12 protein-coding genes are annotated in these 19,098 nt (G+C 32.2%); 5 read left to right on the forward strand and 7 right to left on the reverse strand.

The features are described 5' to 3' along the window. Positions 1-132: 132 nt before the first annotated feature. Entirely contained in the window at positions 133-2,832 is a 2,700-nt protein-coding gene (locus tag AAGD26_RS07025) for an ankyrin repeat domain-containing protein (RefSeq protein ID WP_341751655.1), read from the reverse strand. A 169-nt stretch (positions 2,833-3,001) separates the two neighbouring features. Next, entirely contained in the window at positions 3,002-5,401 is a 2,400-nt protein-coding gene (locus AAGD26_RS07030) for an AsmA family protein (protein WP_341751656.1), read from the reverse strand. Between the two features lie 232 nt (positions 5,402-5,633). On the opposite strand from AAGD26_RS07030, the gene AAGD26_RS07035 reads away from it, so the two are divergent. Next, complete coding sequence (locus AAGD26_RS07035) at positions 5,634-7,331, forward strand: ABC transporter ATP-binding protein (RefSeq protein WP_341751657.1); 1,698 nt, start codon at positions 5,634-5,636, stop codon at positions 7,329-7,331. Between the two features lie 100 nt (positions 7,332-7,431). Here AAGD26_RS07035 and AAGD26_RS07040 read toward each other — a convergent pair whose 3' ends face one another. Continuing rightward, the gene (locus AAGD26_RS07040; RefSeq protein WP_341751658.1) at positions 7,432-8,361 is read right to left on the reverse strand and encodes a LysM peptidoglycan-binding domain-containing M23 family metallopeptidase; all 930 of its coding nucleotides are present in this window, start codon (positions 8,359-8,361) and stop codon (positions 7,432-7,434) included. A gap of 90 nt (positions 8,362-8,451) precedes the next feature. Between AAGD26_RS07040 and rpiB the strand changes: the two genes are divergently transcribed. Further along, positions 8,452-8,886: a ribose 5-phosphate isomerase B gene (rpiB, locus tag AAGD26_RS07045; protein WP_341747329.1), complete on the forward strand. Its 435-nt coding sequence runs from the start codon at positions 8,452-8,454 to the stop codon at positions 8,884-8,886. 60 nt (positions 8,887-8,946) lie between these two features. On the opposite strand, the gene AAGD26_RS07050 is transcribed toward rpiB, so the two are convergent. The 3 genes from AAGD26_RS07050 to AAGD26_RS07060 form a co-directional block, all read right to left on the reverse strand. Next, positions 8,947-10,380 (reverse strand): ankyrin repeat domain-containing protein, encoded by a 1,434-nt coding sequence (locus AAGD26_RS07050; protein WP_341751659.1) that lies wholly within the window; start codon positions 10,378-10,380, stop codon positions 8,947-8,949. 353 nt (positions 10,381-10,733) lie between these two features. After that, entirely contained in the window at positions 10,734-11,264 is a 531-nt protein-coding gene (locus AAGD26_RS07055; protein WP_341751660.1) for a DUF2497 domain-containing protein, read from the reverse strand. Next, positions 11,264-12,613, reverse strand: a complete 1,350-nt coding sequence (locus tag AAGD26_RS07060) for a TolC family protein (protein ID WP_341751661.1) — start codon at positions 12,611-12,613, stop codon at positions 11,264-11,266. The genes AAGD26_RS07055 and AAGD26_RS07060 overlap by 1 nt, the downstream gene beginning before the upstream one ends. A 317-nt stretch (positions 12,614-12,930) precedes the next feature. Between AAGD26_RS07060 and AAGD26_RS07065 the strand changes: the two genes are divergently transcribed. From AAGD26_RS07065 to AAGD26_RS07075, 3 genes are all read left to right on the forward strand, one after another. Further along, positions 12,931-14,184, forward strand: a complete 1,254-nt coding sequence (locus tag AAGD26_RS07065; protein WP_341751662.1) for a hypothetical protein — start codon at positions 12,931-12,933, stop codon at positions 14,182-14,184. A gap of 169 nt (positions 14,185-14,353) precedes the next feature. Continuing rightward, positions 14,354-16,783 carry a DNA topoisomerase (ATP-hydrolyzing) subunit B gene (gene gyrB, locus AAGD26_RS07070; RefSeq protein ID WP_341751663.1) on the forward strand — a complete coding sequence of 810 codons (2,430 nt, stop codon included), beginning with the start codon at positions 14,354-14,356 and terminating at the stop codon, positions 16,781-16,783. Between the two features lie 133 nt (positions 16,784-16,916). Next, positions 16,917-17,933, forward strand: a complete 1,017-nt coding sequence (locus AAGD26_RS07075) for a DUF2608 domain-containing protein (RefSeq protein WP_341751664.1) — start codon at positions 16,917-16,919, stop codon at positions 17,931-17,933. 191 nt (positions 17,934-18,124) lie between these two features. Here the strand turns inward: AAGD26_RS07075 and AAGD26_RS07080 are convergent, their stop codons facing one another. Then, on the reverse strand, positions 18,125-18,961 hold the full coding sequence (locus AAGD26_RS07080; RefSeq protein WP_341751665.1) for a DUF2608 domain-containing protein: 837 nt from the start codon (positions 18,959-18,961) through the stop codon (positions 18,125-18,127). Between the last annotated feature and the right edge of the window lie 137 nt (positions 18,962-19,098).

Consider the following 19,098-nt stretch of genomic DNA (forward strand, 5'->3'; position numbering starts at 1 on the left):
ATATTTTTACTTCTTGATTTCTTGAGGAAATGACAACGACGGATTATGACCTAAATCCAAGAAAATAGGAACAAATTTTTATAGAATAACTTAAAAGAACTAACCTAGGTTGCCGTAACTTAAATGCTAGTATCAATCATCATTAACGCCTAATACTTTCATCTCCTCATGTTCTTGTAAACTCATTGCTAAAATCAAGTCTAAATCTAACTCTTGTGTACTAGTACTACACTCAGACTCTTTAGGAAGAGAAGCTAAATAAGATGTTTTACCATCTACGTAAATAATTTTTAATTTGCTTTCTCTTGCCGCCTTCTTTGTCTCCTTATGATTACCGAGATGGTCAAAAACAATTAAGTATTCGCCTTGAGGATTTTCATTTACCTCACCTGTATATAATCGATAATCGTCTCCAGGAATTTTAACTTCCATCAATTTTTTAGGTATAATTTTTATCCCTTTACCCTTACACTCTTGACTAATTAACCCTCTTGCTAGGGCATCCTCAAATTTCTTGAGTAGTTGATGATCCAATTTACCCGCTAGCTTTCGATCGATCGTCGCATAAAAATTTGGTTTATCTTCTATAGGATAAACATCCTGTTGATTAGAAGCATAAGTATCTTCACCAATACACCAAATAATAGATGGTTGTTTTTTAATAGTAGTGTCTACTGATCTTGCAACTAAATCTTGTTTCTCTTTCTGAAAGAAAGCATGAATTGCCTTTTGATCAAAATCATCTAACTTTGCATGATCTTCTATCAAATCGATTGAAACAATGTTACTTTTTTCTTTTTCCTCTTCTAGTTCAGTGAGCGGGGCTAGATTTATAAGATCATTTTCAAGATATTGTTTAAGTTTGTTTAATAAATATATTGACTTGTTTATTTTGTTATTTAATGAAACTGAATATAAATACTCTAATGCTTTGTCAAAATTTCCTTTTTCTACATTTATGTAAAAAGCAAACTCATTAGCATAAGATAGTAATAGAGCTGACTTGTCACCTAAATTAGCATTAGTTTTTAAAAAATTTAAGCAGGCTTCAGATTTTTCTTCCAAGTTATTTTGTTTATAAAATATAAATTCTAGATATTTAAGAGGAAGGAAACCATGATGTTGTAAAATTTCAGGATATTGTTGGTACTTCTCTTCAATAAATTTTAACCCTTTATCCCAAAGCCCAGCTTTTTTACAAATTTCCAATATTTTAAATAGCCGAGTTGGTACATTATGTTCCTCCATACAAATATTGATTTCATCGCAACACTCAATGGCTTTATTAAATTCCTTCTTTTGTAAAAAGAGTTTTATCAATATTTCTTTATAAATCTCTAGATAAGATTCAAGACCTTTAAGTGTATTCTTTTGGAAGAACGTACTTAATAATTGCGAAAGGGAAGCATCTGGTTTAGATGCAAATTCACGCATTATATTAGATAAATCTTTAAGTGTTGAATTTGTTACCTTCTGTGCATGATTTGTTAATGATGCTACACTGAGGGCATCTGGAGTAAATTTAACAATATTAAGCATTATTTCATATAAATCTCTAAGATCACCATCTTTAATTTTCTTTATTTGCTCTGAAGCATTGTCAACATCAGCAAGAATAAGATAATGTTTTAATTGCTCTATTATCGCTTCCTGATCACCTTGCTTTATTCTTTCTGCTTGGGCAAAATAGTCTAAAGACTTTGTTGTATCAAGATGTTTCCACGCTAACCCTAGATTAAATAAGATTTCATATAACGATCCCTTATAGGTCTCAGTTTGTAATTTTTCGGAACTATTAAGCAAAGAATTATGGGCATATTCAGCATATTTAATAGCATTATGGTAATCTGCTGCTCTTAAATGCTCTACACACATTACATTGTATAATACTATTGAGATAGTAGGTAACTCATGGGCTACAGCTTTATCTATGATATATTTTTGCAATTCAGCACTATCTTCATATTTATAGTACTGATATAATTTAACTAAAAATTCTAAGCTCCTATTGATATATTCTATTTTTTCAGAAGGGTGTGGTAACGGGTCAATGAAGCTTTTTATATCATTGATAGCACTTACAAAATAGTTTTCTTTATTTTCCTCTGATAAAACAGCTTTATAAAAATTTGTTATTCCTTTATGAAATCCTAAATCTTTGTCTATCTCAGGTGATGGTGGTGCTTTTATATCAAGTTTTACCTTTCCTGTTGCCACTAATTTATGAAGAGTAGAATAATTGCATCCTTTTTTATTCTTTATATGTTCCTGTGCTTCATGGAATTTTAATTGCGCTACCACTCTGGGTAGCTTTAATAAAGCTGCTAAGTGAAGTGGAGTATTGCCATCCGTCCTATCTTGAATATTTACTGCTGCCCCCCCACTAATGAGTAGAGAAATAATATATTCACTATTAGCCATTACTGCCTTATGTAATGGAGTTTGTCCGTTATTGTCTTTATTATTAGGATCAAGTCCTACTGTAAGGAGAAAAGTAACAATGTCTTTGGCTCCATACCAAGCAGCTATATCAAGTAAAGTCTCTTGAGTTTCTGGAATTTTTTGTTGTTTTAACTCAACTTGCAATTTCAATTCATCAACTATTAATTTTAATATACCTGCATTTTTATCATCTATGACTAATGCAATTAACTCACTAAATAAGTCTTCTTGTTTTATATCAAGACAAGACTTTAAGTTAGTTGACTTAAATAATAATTCAAGTGTCGCAACGTCCTGAGCTCTAACAGAGGCTATAAAAGCCTGATTTAGAAAAACTTTATTTGATTTGCAAAAATCTAATTCTTCTTCTGTTATTATAACTCTTCCCATAAAAAAACTCTTTAATATTAATCACATGGATAATATAGCATAAAATTTAGTGCCACTAATAACAAAAGATATTTTTTTAGAAAATTATTTGAGTATACTAACCCATAGCTACATTTTTTGTTTTTTACTTGTGTTTTTATTGGCGTCCATATATGACGGTTCAGGATGACTATTTAAATAACCCTTTCAACCCTTTCTCAATGGTAGATTTTACTTTGTCGACAGGATTTTTATTAGCAGAAGGTTCTGCATGTTGATCGTTTTGCACTCCTTCTCCTTCAGATGGCTTATTTTTTCTTCCTCCAATAATATTTTTTAATATATCTTCAGGCTTTGTACCTTTCTTAACGCCATCAACCACACTATTTACTAAATTTTTCGTAAGATATTCCTTTAATGCGTTAGTATCAAGTTTATGCTGTGGATTATTTAGATTGCCATACAGGCGAACTTTCAATGATGGTATCGAATTTATATTTACATTAATAACACTATCTATATCAAGTGTATATTTAGGCAGGTTAACATTTCCAGTAACTATTATCTCTGACGAGGCAGCATCTAACTTACCGTTTGTTATGTTAATTATACCTTCTGTTATTTCACTATCTACTACTAGTTTTTGGAACTTTGTTTCACCACTTGCCAAAGAAGCATCTAGCATTTTTAAAATAGTTGCCAGATTTTTAATATTTCTAAGGCTATCTAATAGTTTTTGCAGATCAAATCCACTAACTATACCGTCAGATGCTGTTAATGTTGCTTTACCGAATAAGTTACCTACATATTGAGATTGGCTTTGACCTTTTGTTTTGATATCTGTTATTAGATTAACCGTCCCTTGCGTAACTTTAATTTTATTGCCCTGTGAAACTATATTTTTTAGCTTAGCATCTTTAAGACTAGCTTTAAAACTAACAGGTTGATTAACTTGTGAAGAAATTTGTCCAGTAGCGGTTAAACTTCCCCCAAATAAATTACCATTTAAAGATTTAATATCCAGCACACCACCTGCAAGTAACATAGTAGTTTTGACATTATCAAAGATCAGGCTTCCTTTAATGATCTTTTGTATAGTTAAAGTTAAGTCTCCATCAAGCTTATTTAAAAATGATAAATCTATAATGTCTTTAGACCAAGGCACAGAATTATTTACACTTTGCCCAGAACTAGTAGATAAGCTATTAGATGGCACATCAGTGAAATCATCTAAATTTAGGGAAGCTATCATTATATCTGATAAAATTTTTGGTTTAGCAGACGCTAAATTGATAGTTACTGCTCCACTGAAGTTTATAGGCTTCTTGTTAAACTCAAGAGTAAATTTATTTATATTAGTTTTAAAAAATTCTTGTTGTTTAATAGTCTCACCCTTTAGCCACATATCTCCAAGACTAGTCGGTAGAGTCTTGCCAAATAAACTGGCAATGGTGGGTATCTCACTAATTTTTACATTATAAGAAACCACTAGCTCTTTATCCCAATCCTTAACCCCAACATTGCCCGTTAAATTAGCTTTATCTGCAGTAAAATTAATGTCATTTAGAGATAAATTTTGATCTAAATAGGCAAAGCTTGTTGCTAGAGAAAATGTCTTATCTAATAATTTAACTCTTAAATCTACCTTATTATCTGCAAAATGGAAATTAGCGTTACCCTTAGCTAATATCTTACCTGCAGTAAAATCAATGTCACTAATTTTTAATAATTTCTTATCACTATTAATATTAAAAGTTAGTTTATGATCTAAATCATGTAGGATAGGTATATCAGGAAAAATACTTTGCAGATTCTTAGCAGCTCCTTCCAATTTTAACTGTCCAGCAAAAGTCATATTGTCGTAAGCAAAGTCACCTGAGAAATTAACCTTTTCTTGTAGGGCATTTAAATCTACGGTTAAAGCTATGACACCTTGCTTGTCTTGTATATTACCTTTGACATCATAATTCTTACCGGAAGAATAAAACTGACAAGCTAAATCAGATGGACCGTGCAGCTCTTTGATTTCTAATCTATCAATATCTATTGTTGTTGGGATAGCATTATTACCCTTAGTCTTATCAGCAAAATCAACATAATTTAACTTAGCGTCAACGATTTTAATTAAGTTGATATATAAAGAAAACGGCGCCTTGTTATCATTCATTTCACCCGTTGAAGTTTTACTAACATTGCCTGGTATTTTGGCAAATTCCCAAGAAGCCGCACCATTACGCATCCGTTCTAAATTAATTACTGGTTTGTTAATTTCAATCGTTGAAATGTCTATCTTTCCTTTAAGTAAGGATAATATAGAAAGAGAAGCAGATACTTCCTTAACTTCCAGTAAAGAAGGGTAATGGGCATTAGGTAGAGAAGTAAGAGTTACATCCTTAATGGTAATAGTTGGAGTGGGCAGCAAAGAGATGGTGATATCTCCATTAATTTGTAACTCCCGACCAGTTATTTCTTTGACTTTATCAGAAGCTAGTCTTTTATATGATTCTAAGGAAATAAATAGAGGCGTTATTAGCAGTATAACAATTATTAAAATGAGTAACGCTACTGAATATTTTAGAAATTTTTGCACTACAATTCTCTTTTAATTATGTAAAGAATTCATTATAGCAGGTTATAACTTTTCCACTAATTAAAAAAAATATTAAAGATAGTACTTAGTGGAGATATTGTAACCTGCTATAATAAAGTGCATTTTTGCATAATCTAGAAGAAATATTTTTATGGGCTCAAACTACCAACTAAAATCGTATTTATACTGCTTGGCTTACAAATACCGCATATACCTAGCTAGCCTTACGCTTATGTCCATTGGTGCTTCACTATTTACTTTATTCGTTAACTATCAAATTAAAGAAATTATTGATACTATTGCCAAAGATCCAAAAATAGATGTTACTCTACTTCTTTGGTTGTTTGCATTATATAAAATGATGAATCACGGTACGTTTTTTATCGTTAGGCTCTTTGATATTAAATACAAGCCAGCGATGCTTGCAGAAATCGTCAAAAGCACTTACAGCAAGACTATGAAACATTCTTTACATTGGTTTGATTCCCATTTATCAGGAGAAATTGCCAGTAAAATCACTGATTTTCAAGATGGTATTATAACCATAATTACTGTTCTCAATCGTTCTTTGGTACAGCTTACAACTATGGTAAGTGGCATAATATTTTTGTTCATGATGAATTATAAAATAGCAGGGGTTGTAATTGCTTTTCTTGTTGTATATGTACCAATAATGTCAGTTTTATTAAAGAAACAAGGGCAGCTGCAAGAAGAATATGTTAAGGCACGACAAGAAGCAGTAGGCATTATCAACGACTCTATTGCCAACATTTTTGGTATTAAAATTATTGGCAATGTTTGGACAGAGATGAAATTAAAGCTCCTACCTGCAATTGATAAGTGGAAAGGTTGGGATCGAAAAACTCGGGTGTATGATGCTTATTATGTAGATCTGACCGATTCCATATTACTTACTATACTAGCAGCAGCCCAAATATGGGTACTGGCATATTTATACCAAACCGAACAAATCACCGCTGGTGAATTTGCAGTTACTATAGCGGTTACTTTTAACATTGAATGGGCGATTGATCAGTTATTAGACAATATAATATTTTCCATCAACCCCAAAATTGCTGCCATCAAATCTTCATATAACTTTATTAATACTATCTCAGATGTTACTGATGCAGAAAATGCTAAGCTGCTTCCTCCTATCAAAGGGGATATTAAATATCAAGATGTCACCTTCAACTATGGTAGTGGTGGAGATAATATATTTGACAATCTTACATTGCATATCAAAGCTGGAGAAAGGATCGGAATAGTTGGTACATCAGGGGCTGGAAAAACTACCTTGATCAAATGTTTACTCCGATATTTCAATTTGCAAAGCGGAGCTATTTTAGTTGATGGATATGATATCTCACAGGTAACGGAAGAGTCGCTAAGAAGCAATATTTCAGTAATCCCGCAAGATATTACGATGTTTCATCGTTCTATTCTAGAAAATTTACAGCTAGCTAAATATGATGCTACTTTACCAGAGATTGAAGAAGCATGTAAAAAAGCTAGAATACATGATGATATTCTACGAATGCCCAATAGTTACCATTCAATAGTTGGTGAACGAGGGGTAAAAGTAAGTGGCGGACAACGGCAACGAATTGCAATCGCTAGGGCTATTTTAAAAAATGCACCAATCCTTATTTTAGATGAAGCAACATCGGCACTTGATTCACCAACCGAGGCTCTAATTCAAAAATCTATCGATGAAGTTTTGGAGACCAGTAATGCTACAACTATAGTCGTTGCTCACCGTTTATCAACATTGCTGCATATGGATCGTATTTTAGTATTCAAGCGTGGCAAAATTGTGGAAGACGGTACTCATGCTATATTAATCGCTAAAGGAGGGCTATATAAAACTCTTTGGGATGCACAATATAGAGGATTTTTGCCAAATACCCCAATTAGGGATAAGAATTGACAAATTCTTATCCCTAATTTGCGTTAGATGATAAAAATAAGAAAGCATGAAAATATAGAGTAAAACTTGATGCTATTGAAGTTTAAAGTTGTACCTAACTTTAATAATTTACATATTTCAGCGGATCAACAGCTATCTTTCCCTCGCGAATAGCAAAATGTAGCTGAGGATATTTAGCATCTCCAGTACTCCCTACATGTCCTATTATCTTGCCTTGTGAAATTGTTGCTCCTTTTTGAATAAGTAGGTCTTGCAAATGAGCATAAGCAACATAAAGGTCGCTATTATCTAACTTTATTATTAATAAATTACCAAACTTTGTATCATTACCTGCAAACACTACTTGACCTGTTGCAATAGATTCTACAGCAGTTCCTTCGTCTGCAGCAATATTAATTCCTTTGCTTTTTCCCTTAGATGTTTGCTCACCAAATTTGATAGTAATTTTACCATCGATTGGTTTGATAAATTTGGGGGTATTAATTGGTACAGCATTTTCTGCTTCTCTTATAGCACTTTTTCTTATGGATATTTCTTGGTTTTTTTTATTTAATAGCTCAGTACTAACTTTTATCATGATAATTTGAGATTTGTTAAGATGATATGGTTCAGACATGTTATTTAGCTCAGCTAATTGTTCCGCCGTTTGACCATACTCATTGGCTATCGATTCTAACGTTTCCCCTGGTTGCACCTCACGGTAGATTATCTTATTATCATCTAGCTTTACTTTTGGGACTATTATTACATCGTCTCGATTTTCAGTTTCTATGGCATTACGATCTTTTAAGAAACCAGTTGGAGCATCAAAATCTTTTTCTTTCTCATCAATTTCTCTACTTATTATTTCATCTTCATCGCTTTCTAATATGTTCTTATTCTCGGAATATGCTGTAGTTGGTGAATTGATGGTTGTAGACTTTTTGGTAAAATCCTTTCCATGATTATACTCAATAGGGGCTGGAGGTTGTGTGCTACATCCAGAAATCAAAAAGACTATAAAATAGACAAAAACTATATTACTCTTCATAACTTACAAAAAATTTACAATTTTATTATGCAATAAACTAACTTTAATATAGAATCAAGTCTAGTATTTTTTTATCAGAATTAAGTAATTATGAAAACTTACGATCTTATAATAGCCAGTGATCACTCTGGATTTCTACTCAAGAGCAAAATTATCAGTTATTTACACGATAAAAATATATCTATTCTTGATTGTGGTACTTACAATCAAGAAATAGTGGATTATCCAGATTACTCTAAAAAAGTTGTTGATGGGATTTTAGAAAATGTAGCTCCTTTGGGAATTTTAATTTGTGGAACTGGCATAGGTATGTCAATTGCCGCAAATCGTACGTCTGAAATAAGGGCAGCTTTATGTTTTGACTTATTTATGGCAGAAAGATCAAGGGCTCATAATGATGCTAATATAATAGTGTTAGGAGCTAAAATACCTAATGAGGAACTAGCTTGTAAAATGATCGATAAATTTTTAACGACTAAATTTGAAGGTGGAAGGCATAGTGCTAGATTAGCAAAAATAAACTAATTTTTTTTTGAATCCATTATTTACCTGAATTATAACAAGTGATATTAGAGCATTTCCAAACTAATTTGCTGTTGCTTTCATTATCAAACAGCCCACATTATTATTTTGTTCATCAGAGATGTCCAATGCCGTTCTACAATGATAATTAGTAGCCTTAATGTTTATACCACGCATAATTAACAATTTTGCTATATAGTAATTATTAGTTTCTGCAGCTTCATGTAAAAGAGTATAATTATCATTCCCCCTTCTTTGGATGATTGGATAATTATCCAAAAGAACCCTAAGAACAAATAAATTATTTTTTCTAACTGCCTCAAATGCTCTATCCGTTGCATCACTTACTATAGTAGTATGGAAATCACTATCATAATTATCAATAAAATTATCTATCATCTTTCTTTGCTGTTTTCTATTGTCACTATCATAAATTTTCTTAAACATTTGAATAAATGAATACATATCCATTTGCTCTAATCTTGCCTCTTCTGTAAGCTCTCCCAATACGACATCATCATTTGGTAAAAGTAACATTTGTGCTTCATCTTGTACAAATTCAGTTATTTTAGGAGATGTTTCTTTGATGGTGCTAGCTTTATCTCTTGTAATTGTAGATTGATTAGGTTGATGCTTATTTACTTCTTGCACTTCTTTGGTTACATTACTATCTTTCTCTAGGACAGTTTTATTAGAGTCATCTAGTTGCTTATCCTTTTTTACAAATACTGGTATAGGAGTTTGAGGCTTAGTCATTTTAGATTCAGTATTTTCCTTAGGTGATACTATCGGTACGATAGGAGCAGTTACTTGTGGTTCAGTAGGTTTTTTTTCTTGCGAAGAAGGCAATATATCTAGATTAGGAGCAACAACTTCTTTATTATCTGCATTACTTGGCTGTTGTAATATTACTGGATCTTTCTCTTTATCAGGTATAGTTACAGAAGGTACGATAGGAGTAATAGCTTGTGGCTCAGACTTATTACTACTCGGAATATCTATTTGAGGTTCAGACTGGGCAGATGAATCAAGTGGCTTAATAGGTACAGCATCTTTAACCTCAGTTGCTGGAAGAGTAGGAGAATCTTTGTTGGTATTACTGTCATTCTTACTAGGTGGATCTAAATCAATTTTTTGGTACGGATGTTTATATAATTGATCCAATTCTTTTGTATTTTCTAAGGTTGGTAATTTATTATTTCCTAAGTCAATAAAAGAATCTGTCTCACCTTCTTCATTATTAGTATCTTGCGGTGTGGATGCTGGTTTGCTTGATCCTGATACTTCATTATCAATTTTCTTAGAATGCATAAATTGCTGTATTTTTTCCAGCAAAGAATCTGCCTCTTCTTTCTGTTGATGTACTTTATCACTTTCTAATTGTGGCAATGCTGGGGGAAGAGGTGGTGGAGCAGCATCAGCCTTATCCATAAACAAAAAGATAGTTATTAGGACTATAAAAAATTTGTTACCTAAGATAATCTTCTTACTTTCCATGTTAAAGTACATTTATAATTATTCTCACGTTAAATTTACCCAACTCTTAAAATCATAGCAGTATACTGCTCGTAAATGAAGAGTTGGTAGACGATAGTATAACTTCAAGAAGAGCTAGGCAGTAGCAAAGTCGAGCAGCGTAGCGTACATGAGTAACGGAGCAGCTTCGATCTTTAGACACGACAACGCCAATCCTTGAAGTTCTACCGGAGTATATACAACTTATTTATCAAAGCTTATAGCTAGACTTTTAAATTACCCTGTTAACCTCAATTTTGGATTAAAATTTTTAATTTTAATCTAAAACTGAGGTTGTTAAAATAAGACTAACACAAATGATATCCTCCACTAAGTCATTTTTTATCATTTGGTATTAATTTTTGAATTTCTTTTTCTACCAATTGTTTTACTAATAAAGGCAAGTTTGTATTTAACCATTGACTCAATTGTGGTCGTAACATTTCAATAATTATATCCTCTAATGTTTTGACCGTAGGGTTCGAAGCATTTGCACTAATCTCCTGAGCTGTTTTAGAGAAATGCTGAAAAATCTTAGTAGCTTCTGCTGCAGATTTATCGGATACCAAGGATGTCTGCAATAGTTCCTCTTCTAGTTTACTATGCCTATTATTTTCTAACTTATTTTCTTCATCCTCTACTATATTTGTCAATTCTAGTATTTCATCATCGTTAGATTGGCTATTACTATAGTTAATTGAGGAGAAGTCAGTAGAGTCATCTTTATATGTAGGCGGTGTCGCTCCATCGCTCCTATTATCCAATCCTCCTGCATTGATTGTAGTACGACTATCAATCACTCCTTTAATTGATTTCAATATCTCTTCAACTGACATGTCTTGGTTTTTTCTATGATCTTTACTCATTAAAAACCTATAATAAGTTTCTTTTTAAGTCCTTTAAACTCATCTTCAGGAGTAAAATATTTAACTTTCAAATTTAAGCTTTTTGCTGTCAATTCCCCAATTAAAGATTTCATTTGGTAAGCTGCTAAAATAGAGTCTCTGTGTGCATCAACTTTTGACACCCTAGCACTATGTAATTTTTCTTCAGCAGTTAAAACGTCTAAGATTGTTTTAGAACCAACAATTTCTTCCTGTATTGTGCCATTATAAGCTATTTGAGCGGCTTCTACACCTTGTGATGTGGCAATAATTTTAGACTTTGCTGCTTCAAATCCTTCCCAACTACCAATAGCACTTGCTCGAATTTGTTTTATTGTATCATCAAGTTGAATAGCTGCACTCCTAGTACTATTTTTAGCTTTCCTAATTCTTGAATATTCGCTACCCCCGTTAGAATAAATAGGTATATTAATTGATAATGTAGATGTAGTACTTCTATTGTTGGTATTATATGGACTTTCTGGAGTGTAATGGGTTTTACCAGATTGAACTTTAAAGCTTACCTTAGGTAAAAGTTCAGCTTTTGCTGCCAGTTCACTAGCTTTATAACTTTTAACACTATGTCTTGTACTATCTATGTTAGGATTAACATTTATCGCTCTTTGCATTAAATCCTCTAATGAAGTAGGTAAATTATCAGGTATAGGAGGCATATCAATATCATTTGCTTCTATACCGAACATTCGAATGAAGCTTGCTTTTGTTGCTTGATAATTAGCATATGCGGTTAACTTCTCAGTTTCAGCTTTTGCAAGACCAGCCTTGGCACTAGCTAAATCTATTGATGTTGCCTCACCTAATTCTAGTTTTTCTTCAATGGTTTCTAATTGCTGTTTGTTAGCTTTTACACTAGTTTCAGAAATCTCATATTTTTCTTTTGTTTCATAACAATCGAGATAAGTTTTTATTAGGTTAAGAAGAATTTTTTGTTCTTCTGCATAATATTTAGCACGTGATGCCCTAAAAGCTGATTGGGCGGCTTTCAAATTTGCAACACTACTCCCACCACTGAATAGAGGCTGCTCTATTACTAAAGCTCCCTGTTGTGATTTCAGCTCTTTTTTATTAGAAGGAGCATATTGACTATTTGGTTTATTCGTATTAATAGCAGAATCAATATTATAAGACGCACTGGGCATAAAACCTGAAAAAGCTGCAGAGAACTGTTCAATTTCATTTAAAAAAGTCTGCCTATTGATTTGTAACTCACCATTATTATTATACGCACTAGTTAGAGCATCAGACAAGTTAATAGCATAAACTGAATAGTTTAATAAAATGATAGCGGCGAAGTATATGAATTTATGCATAATTGGTTTTCTAAAAATATGTTTATGTTAAAAAATTTTGCTAGCTTATGCAAGAAGTTAAAGGTATTCTTGATCTAAAACTTGATTTGTTGTGATAAAGCTAGCACGTATAGCTAACCACAAAATATTTAATCAGATCAAATCAAGTAGCCACAATTTGGGATAAGAATTAACTAATTCTTATCCCAAATTCGCGTAAGTAGCTATAACATATCAAAAACTAACTGTCAGAGCAATATAACAGTTTTAAAGTGTAGTTTTTATTTGTATTATTTGAGTAATAATTTAAAAATTTTAATATAATTCAATTATCTATTATGTCTAATATATACTCTTTCCTTTCAAAAGTCGCTTTACCCACTATCTTATCAAATGCTTCTATTGCTAGTGCTATAGAACAGTTAAAGTTTGATTCTATGAAAACACTCAAAACGTTTCCTAGGAACTTAAGAGCTATTAAAAAAAGAGTTGACTATATATATAACATATTTCTAGATTCAGAAGATCAACAAAGGGAGCGAGAAATATCTGAATCATTCAGAGAAACAGTAGGTAATTCCTTAGATGAATTAGAAAAGTACATTGATGAACAGCAACAGGTAAAGGAAGAGATATTATTCTTTGAAGATGCTTTTATTGAGCTAATAATAAAAGTTCTTGAAAGTATTTTGGAATTTCAAAATAGACTAGATAACTTGTATCCTGGAGCGTCAAAAGATATAGTTGATTATTTAGGTAATTTATTAGTTGGTATAATAGCTGTACAAATGCCTGTAGTTGGTTTAATACTCAAGGGAAGTGGCTTATTAGAATCAGTAAAATCTTTTCTCAGTACTGAAAATTTAACGAAGACAGTAGAGAATTGGCAAGAAAAACTAGAAATAGTTAGAGAAAAACAAGCCGAAATAGAAAAAAGTACAAACCTTAAAGAAAAATATTCCAAAGCTACGCAGATTGTTGAAATCGCAGAAATAGCAGGAGTATCACCTGTAGCTGTAGCAGAATTAGGGTTAGATATTGACTCTTTGAAGAAAGTTAATAAATTGGTTGTACAAGATCCAAAAGAAAAAAAATCTTTTAAAAAACTTATTGACTTATCTGAAGAAATCCCTCATACTAAAGATGGTATAATGGGAGGTGTTGACCTTCTACGTAAAGGTATGGCTAAAATCCTTGGAAATATACCTAATCAAGGAAAAGATCTAAAAAAATTAATTGAAACCGAATTATCTCACATAAAAGAAAACCTCATTGCTGCATTAGATCCCAATAAAAGCATTCTTGAGAAGTTAGGATATTGCCAAAAAGCAGCCAAAAATATATTGATTATTGAATCAAAAATACAAGAAACAGTCAAATTAATACCTGACAGGGAAAAAATCACCAAATCTTTTATAAATTTAGTTAAGGATAAGACAAAAAATATTCTGCCAGCTTATTTTTTAAAAAACCTTACATCGTTAAGCACCCCGTTAAAATCGTTGCCTGAATTACTACAAATAGGAAATGCTATGAAAGTAGTCCTTGAAAATAATAGTAGTAAAACCCAAGGTGTAGTACGAAAAAGGTAATATTTAGTATATATAGTCAATTGATAAGAATTTGGTGACGTCGTCACTCGTCGCTCCTACTAACCACTTCTCCTAAATGGACTATAATTTTAGTAAACTACTTGAAAACTATACACTTGCTGTAATTTTGGTGTATAGTTATTCTTTATCTTTCATTTTATGTATAAATATGTCAACTAATCAACAGCAATCAATAGCAGAAGTAGAATATGGAGCTGACTCCATCAAAGTTTTAAAAGGTCTTGAGGCAGTTAAGAAAAGGCCTGGTATGTATATTGGTGATACTGACGATGGTTCAGGATTACATCATATGATTTACGAAGTCGTTGATAACGCCATAGATGAAGCTTTAGCTGGTCACTGTGACCTAATTAAAGTAATCCTAAATGCTAACGGATCTGTAACAGTACGTGATAATGGACGTGGGATACCTGTTGATATTCACGAAGAAGAAGGTATATCAGCAGCTGAAGTTATTATGACCCAATTACATGCTGGTGGTAAGTTTGATCAAAATTCTTATAAAATATCTGGTGGATTGCATGGTGTTGGTGTATCTGTGGTAAATGCTCTGTCAGAATGGTTAGAACTTAGAATTTGGCGGGATAATAAGGAATATTTTATAAAATTTAGAGATGGGGCGGCTGAAACGCCACTTGTACTAAAAGGAGAGTCCGTAGAAAAAAAAGGCACTGAGATTACTTTCCTTCCATCTATTACCACTTTTAGCTCAATTGAATTTAATCTTGCTACTGTAGAGCATAGGCTTAGAGAACTAGCCTTTTTGAATTCTGGTGTAAGGATATTATTAAAGGATCATCGTTTTGCTGAACAACAAGAAGTAGAGTTTTGTTTTACTGGTGGTGTAGAAGCTTATGTCAAATATATAGATAAAGCTAAAACTTCATTACATAAATGTATATCACTTAATACTAATAATCAGGCAACAGGGATTACTTTTGAATTGGCAATGAATTGGAATGATTCATATCATGAGAATATTTTGTGTTTTACTAATAATATAAGACAACGTGATGGCGGTACGCACCTTATTGCCTTTAAAGCTGCTCTTACTAGAGTTATTACCACTTATACCGAGAATACTCAGCTTAACAAAAAAAATAAAGTAAATTTCACTGGTGATGATACGAGAGAAGGTCTCTCATGTATTTTATCAGTAAAAGTACCAGACCCTAAGTTTTCTTCACAAACTAAAGATAAATTAGTTAGTTCTGAGGTTCGACCTATCGTAGAAGGTGCCGTATATACTAAGATTTTAGAATGGTTTGAAGAACATCCTAGTGACGCAAAAATAATTATTAATAAAATTATTGAAGCTGCAACTGCTAGAGAAGCAGCAAAAAGAGCAAGGGAATTAACTCGTCGGAAATCGGCTCTTGAAATTTCTAACTTACCTGGGAAACTTGCCGATTGTCAAGAGAAAGACCCTGCTCTTTCAGAGTTATTTATTGTGGAAGGAGACTCTGCCGGTGGTACAGCAAAGCAGGGTAGAGATAGGAAATTTCAAGCAATTTTGCCACTGCGAGGTAAAATCTTAAACGTTGAAAGAGCTAGATTTGATAAAATGTTAAATTCTGAGCAAGTAGGGACTCTAATAACAGCTCTTGGCACTGCTATTGGTAATGAAGACTTTTCTTTGGATAAGTTAAGATATCATAAAATAATTATTATGACTGATGCTGATGTTGATGGTTCGCACATCAGAACCTTATTACTTACTTTCTTTTACCGGCATATGCGTCAATTAATTGATAAAGGATATCTATATATAGCTCAGCCGCCTTTATATAAAGTAAAAAAAGGTAATAACGAGCTTTACTTAAAAAATGAACAAGCTCTGCAAGATTATTTAGTCAAATCTACTATTAGTGATGCAACAATTATGTTGTATAATGGACGAGAGATCAGTGGTCATGATCTTGAGGATACGATCAAAAAGACTATCCGGTTTGTTGCATTACTTGATCAAGTTAGCAAAAAGTTTAACCGGCAAATTGCAGAATGTTTAGCTATCAAAGGTTTATTAGGTAATCGAATATTTGATCAAGATAAAACAAATGAAATAAATCAGGCTTTGAATATTTTAAATCTTGGAGATATATCACCTGATAAAACAGATTGGCAATTTGTAGTGAGTACAAATAAAATAGAATTTTTCCGTTTTGTTCGTGGGCAAAAAGAAAGTAAAGTTTTATCAACAGAACAACTTGAATCTTTTGAATTTACTCAACTTGCTAAATCATTTACTCCTCTTGTAGATTTATTTATTGAGCCAACAAAGTTACTAATTAAAAACCAAGAATATATTATTACACTGCCTAGTATGTTGCTAAATTATATATTAGAAAGCGGCAAGAAAGGTATAGCTATTCAACGTTTTAAAGGTCTTGGAGAAATGAATTCTGAGCAGTTAGGAGAGACAACATTAGATCCTAAAAGAAGGACTTTACTACAAGTTAAAGTACATGAACAAGATAGTGCCGAAGTAATTTTTTCAACATTAATGGGAGATGTTGTTGAACCTAGAAGACAATTTATTCAAGCAAATGCCTTGAATGTAATTAATCTAGATGTTTAAAACTCATAGGTGCTACCGTTAACTAAGTGGCGCTACCGTTAACTAAGTTGTTATAGCAAAAAGTAGAAGTGTATTGGGATACCATTCATCCAAATGGCGACTAAAAATAGATATCATCAAGATAGGTTGTATAATGATGAAAAATTACTTGAACCAGATTAAATTGGGTATACTCTTCTGCTTTAAAGAATTGGCTTTTGCAAATACTTGCGGAGAATTCGCATACGAGCAACGGTTTACTACGCCTAGTCCTCTCACCCCTTGTTTTACGCTCCAATTCTCCAAATCATTTGAGTATATTAAGATTGTATTCATGGTGTTCATGGGTTTTTTCGCTTTTGAAGCAAATGCTCAAATTGTACAAGCATCTTCGGTTAACGAGATTAAAACATATGCTTCTCAATTTGATGGCGAAAACACTCTTATTTTATTTGACCTCGATTATGTGCTGTTTGTACCACGGGATAGCGTGTTGAGATATGCGGGCGAAAAAGACAATTATCGCTCAAAACACCTCAAAGCCATCTTTAAAGATTTCCAAGGAAAAGAGATTGCACTTAATGGGCGTAAAGTACCGATGGCTGAGTATTTAACTAGTCAGATTTTGTCTTCTATTAAGGTTGAATTGCTTTCTCTAGACATGCCAAATTTTGTTAACGAACTTGATGCTCAAAAAATGACTATTGTTGGGTTTACGGCCAACAGCAGTGGGAACTATGGTATCGTTCAGAATGAAGCACAACTTCATTTATCAAGCTTAAAGTCTCTTGGATATCATTTTAAAGATAATGGTGATTTATTAAAGGAGGACTTTCCTAAATGTATCTCTCGTGTTATATTCACGAACAAAATAGATAAAGGGAAAGTGCTTTTAGGTTTCTTGGAGCAATTAAATAAAAATTACAAAAATATCATTTTTGTCGATGACCACTTGAAAAATCTAATTTCAGTGCAAAATGTACTTAAAGATAAATATCCTCAAATTAATTATCTAGGTATTCATTATACTGAACTCAAAGATAAAAATGAGGTATTAAATCAGGATATAGCAGATAAACAGTTTCAAGTATTATCCCAAGATCATATATGGCTGAGTGACGATGAGGCACAAGCTCGACTGAAGATGAGGTCCATCCGAAATTCTGATTAAAAGGGATCAAATTTCAATTCTAGTTAACCACCTCTCTCTTACTCAAGGCATTTTGTACAATATCTATGTTCTCTGATAGTGATTTTTTGTCCGAAAATTACACTATCACATCTTCCGATTTTTTGCTCCTACTTAGAAATGTTCACAAAGGCTAATTTTATAATTCACATTTAACCTAATTTTTCTTTACATTATTCAACTTTGGCTTTATTCCTCATTTGTAATAAAACTGAGGCTTGTTTATCACTTAACCAAATAGATTGAGTTTTAAGAAAATTTTGCTGCAAAGTAGAAATATTGTTTGTAAATTTTTGTTCTACAAATTTATCATAGCTATATTCTACTAGCACTATTTTACCAATCTGATTTTCTAGGTGTTTTTCAATAGAATCTAAATTTTGAGGTTTATCGTCTATCACCACTATCTTGCTATAGGCAGTATGTTGTTGATCAAGGTATGCCTTGAGAACTAATCCCTTTTCATATCCTCTTGCAAAAATAACTCCCTCAATGGCTTTTGGCTGGGGTCTTTTTTGTTTATCAATTTTTATTTGACCGTGATATCTTTTATCAAACAATAATCCTTTATCTTTAAGCATATCAACACGATCTTGTTCCTGATCAAAATATGGATTATTTGGTCCCATTGATGTTAAGGCAATAACGTCGTAACCATTGAACTTTAGAAACCAAAAGTGTTTCATTAAGCTTGGTTCAATTAGCTTATATTCCATCTGAGCAGCTATAAGTGCATATATATTTTTTCTCTGAGCTATACCTTGTGATTTTTCAATGTCATCAAGAAATTTATGACGTACTTCACGATTATTATGGCTTAAATAGCTGTCCTTAGGACAAAGAATAACTCCATCAATATCAAATACAATTAGCGTATCTTTACCTTTTATTGGGTCATTTTTAATTTGATCAACTAAATTATCAAAAGAATGTAGTTTTATTCTTTCAATACTTGCAAATGCTTCTATTACGATAAATTGCAAAATTAGAATTATTAAAGTTTTTCTCATAAAAATTCTCTATTCATATTTTTAATGATGATTATTATTAATATTCACACTTAAGTTGAGTTATTTTTGCTTATACTTTATAGTTATGCGTATAATATGTTTTATACGTACCGTTAGGGCATAATTTATTTTTTAAC

This window comes from Candidatus Tisiphia endosymbiont of Piscicola geometra (assembly GCF_964026415.1).
Taxonomy (GTDB): Bacteria; Pseudomonadota; Alphaproteobacteria; order Rickettsiales; family Rickettsiaceae; genus Tisiphia.

Bases quoted from the DNA above. Each gene is read 5' to 3' on its own strand.
- AAGD26_RS07050 (WP_341751659.1), bottom strand. From the start codon at position 10,380: ATGGAAAGTAAGAAGATTATCTTAGGTAACAAATTTTTTATAGTCCTA.
- AAGD26_RS07075 (WP_341751664.1), top strand. From the start codon at position 16,917: ATGATGAAAAATTACTTGAACCAGATTAAATTGGGTATACTCTTCTGC.
- AAGD26_RS07035 (WP_341751657.1), top strand. From the start codon at position 5,634: ATGTCCATTGGTGCTTCACTATTTACTTTATTCGTTAACTATCAAATT.
- rpiB (WP_341747329.1), top strand. From the start codon at position 8,452: ATGAAAACTTACGATCTTATAATAGCCAGTGATCACTCTGGATTTCTA.
- gyrB (WP_341751663.1), top strand. From the start codon at position 14,354: ATGTCAACTAATCAACAGCAATCAATAGCAGAAGTAGAATATGGAGCT.
- AAGD26_RS07025 (WP_341751655.1), bottom strand. From the start codon at position 2,832: ATGGGAAGAGTTATAATAACAGAAGAAGAATTAGATTTTTGCAAATCA.
- AAGD26_RS07055 (WP_341751660.1), bottom strand. From the start codon at position 11,264: ATGAGTAAAGATCATAGAAAAAACCAAGACATGTCAGTTGAAGAGATA.
- AAGD26_RS07080 (WP_341751665.1), bottom strand. From the start codon at position 18,961: ATGAGAAAAACTTTAATAATTCTAATTTTGCAATTTATCGTAATAGAA.
- AAGD26_RS07040 (WP_341751658.1), bottom strand. From the start codon at position 8,361: ATGAAGAGTAATATAGTTTTTGTCTATTTTATAGTCTTTTTGATTTCT.
- AAGD26_RS07060 (WP_341751661.1), bottom strand. From the start codon at position 12,613: ATGCATAAATTCATATACTTCGCCGCTATCATTTTATTAAACTATTCA.
- AAGD26_RS07065 (WP_341751662.1), top strand. From the start codon at position 12,931: ATGTCTAATATATACTCTTTCCTTTCAAAAGTCGCTTTACCCACTATC.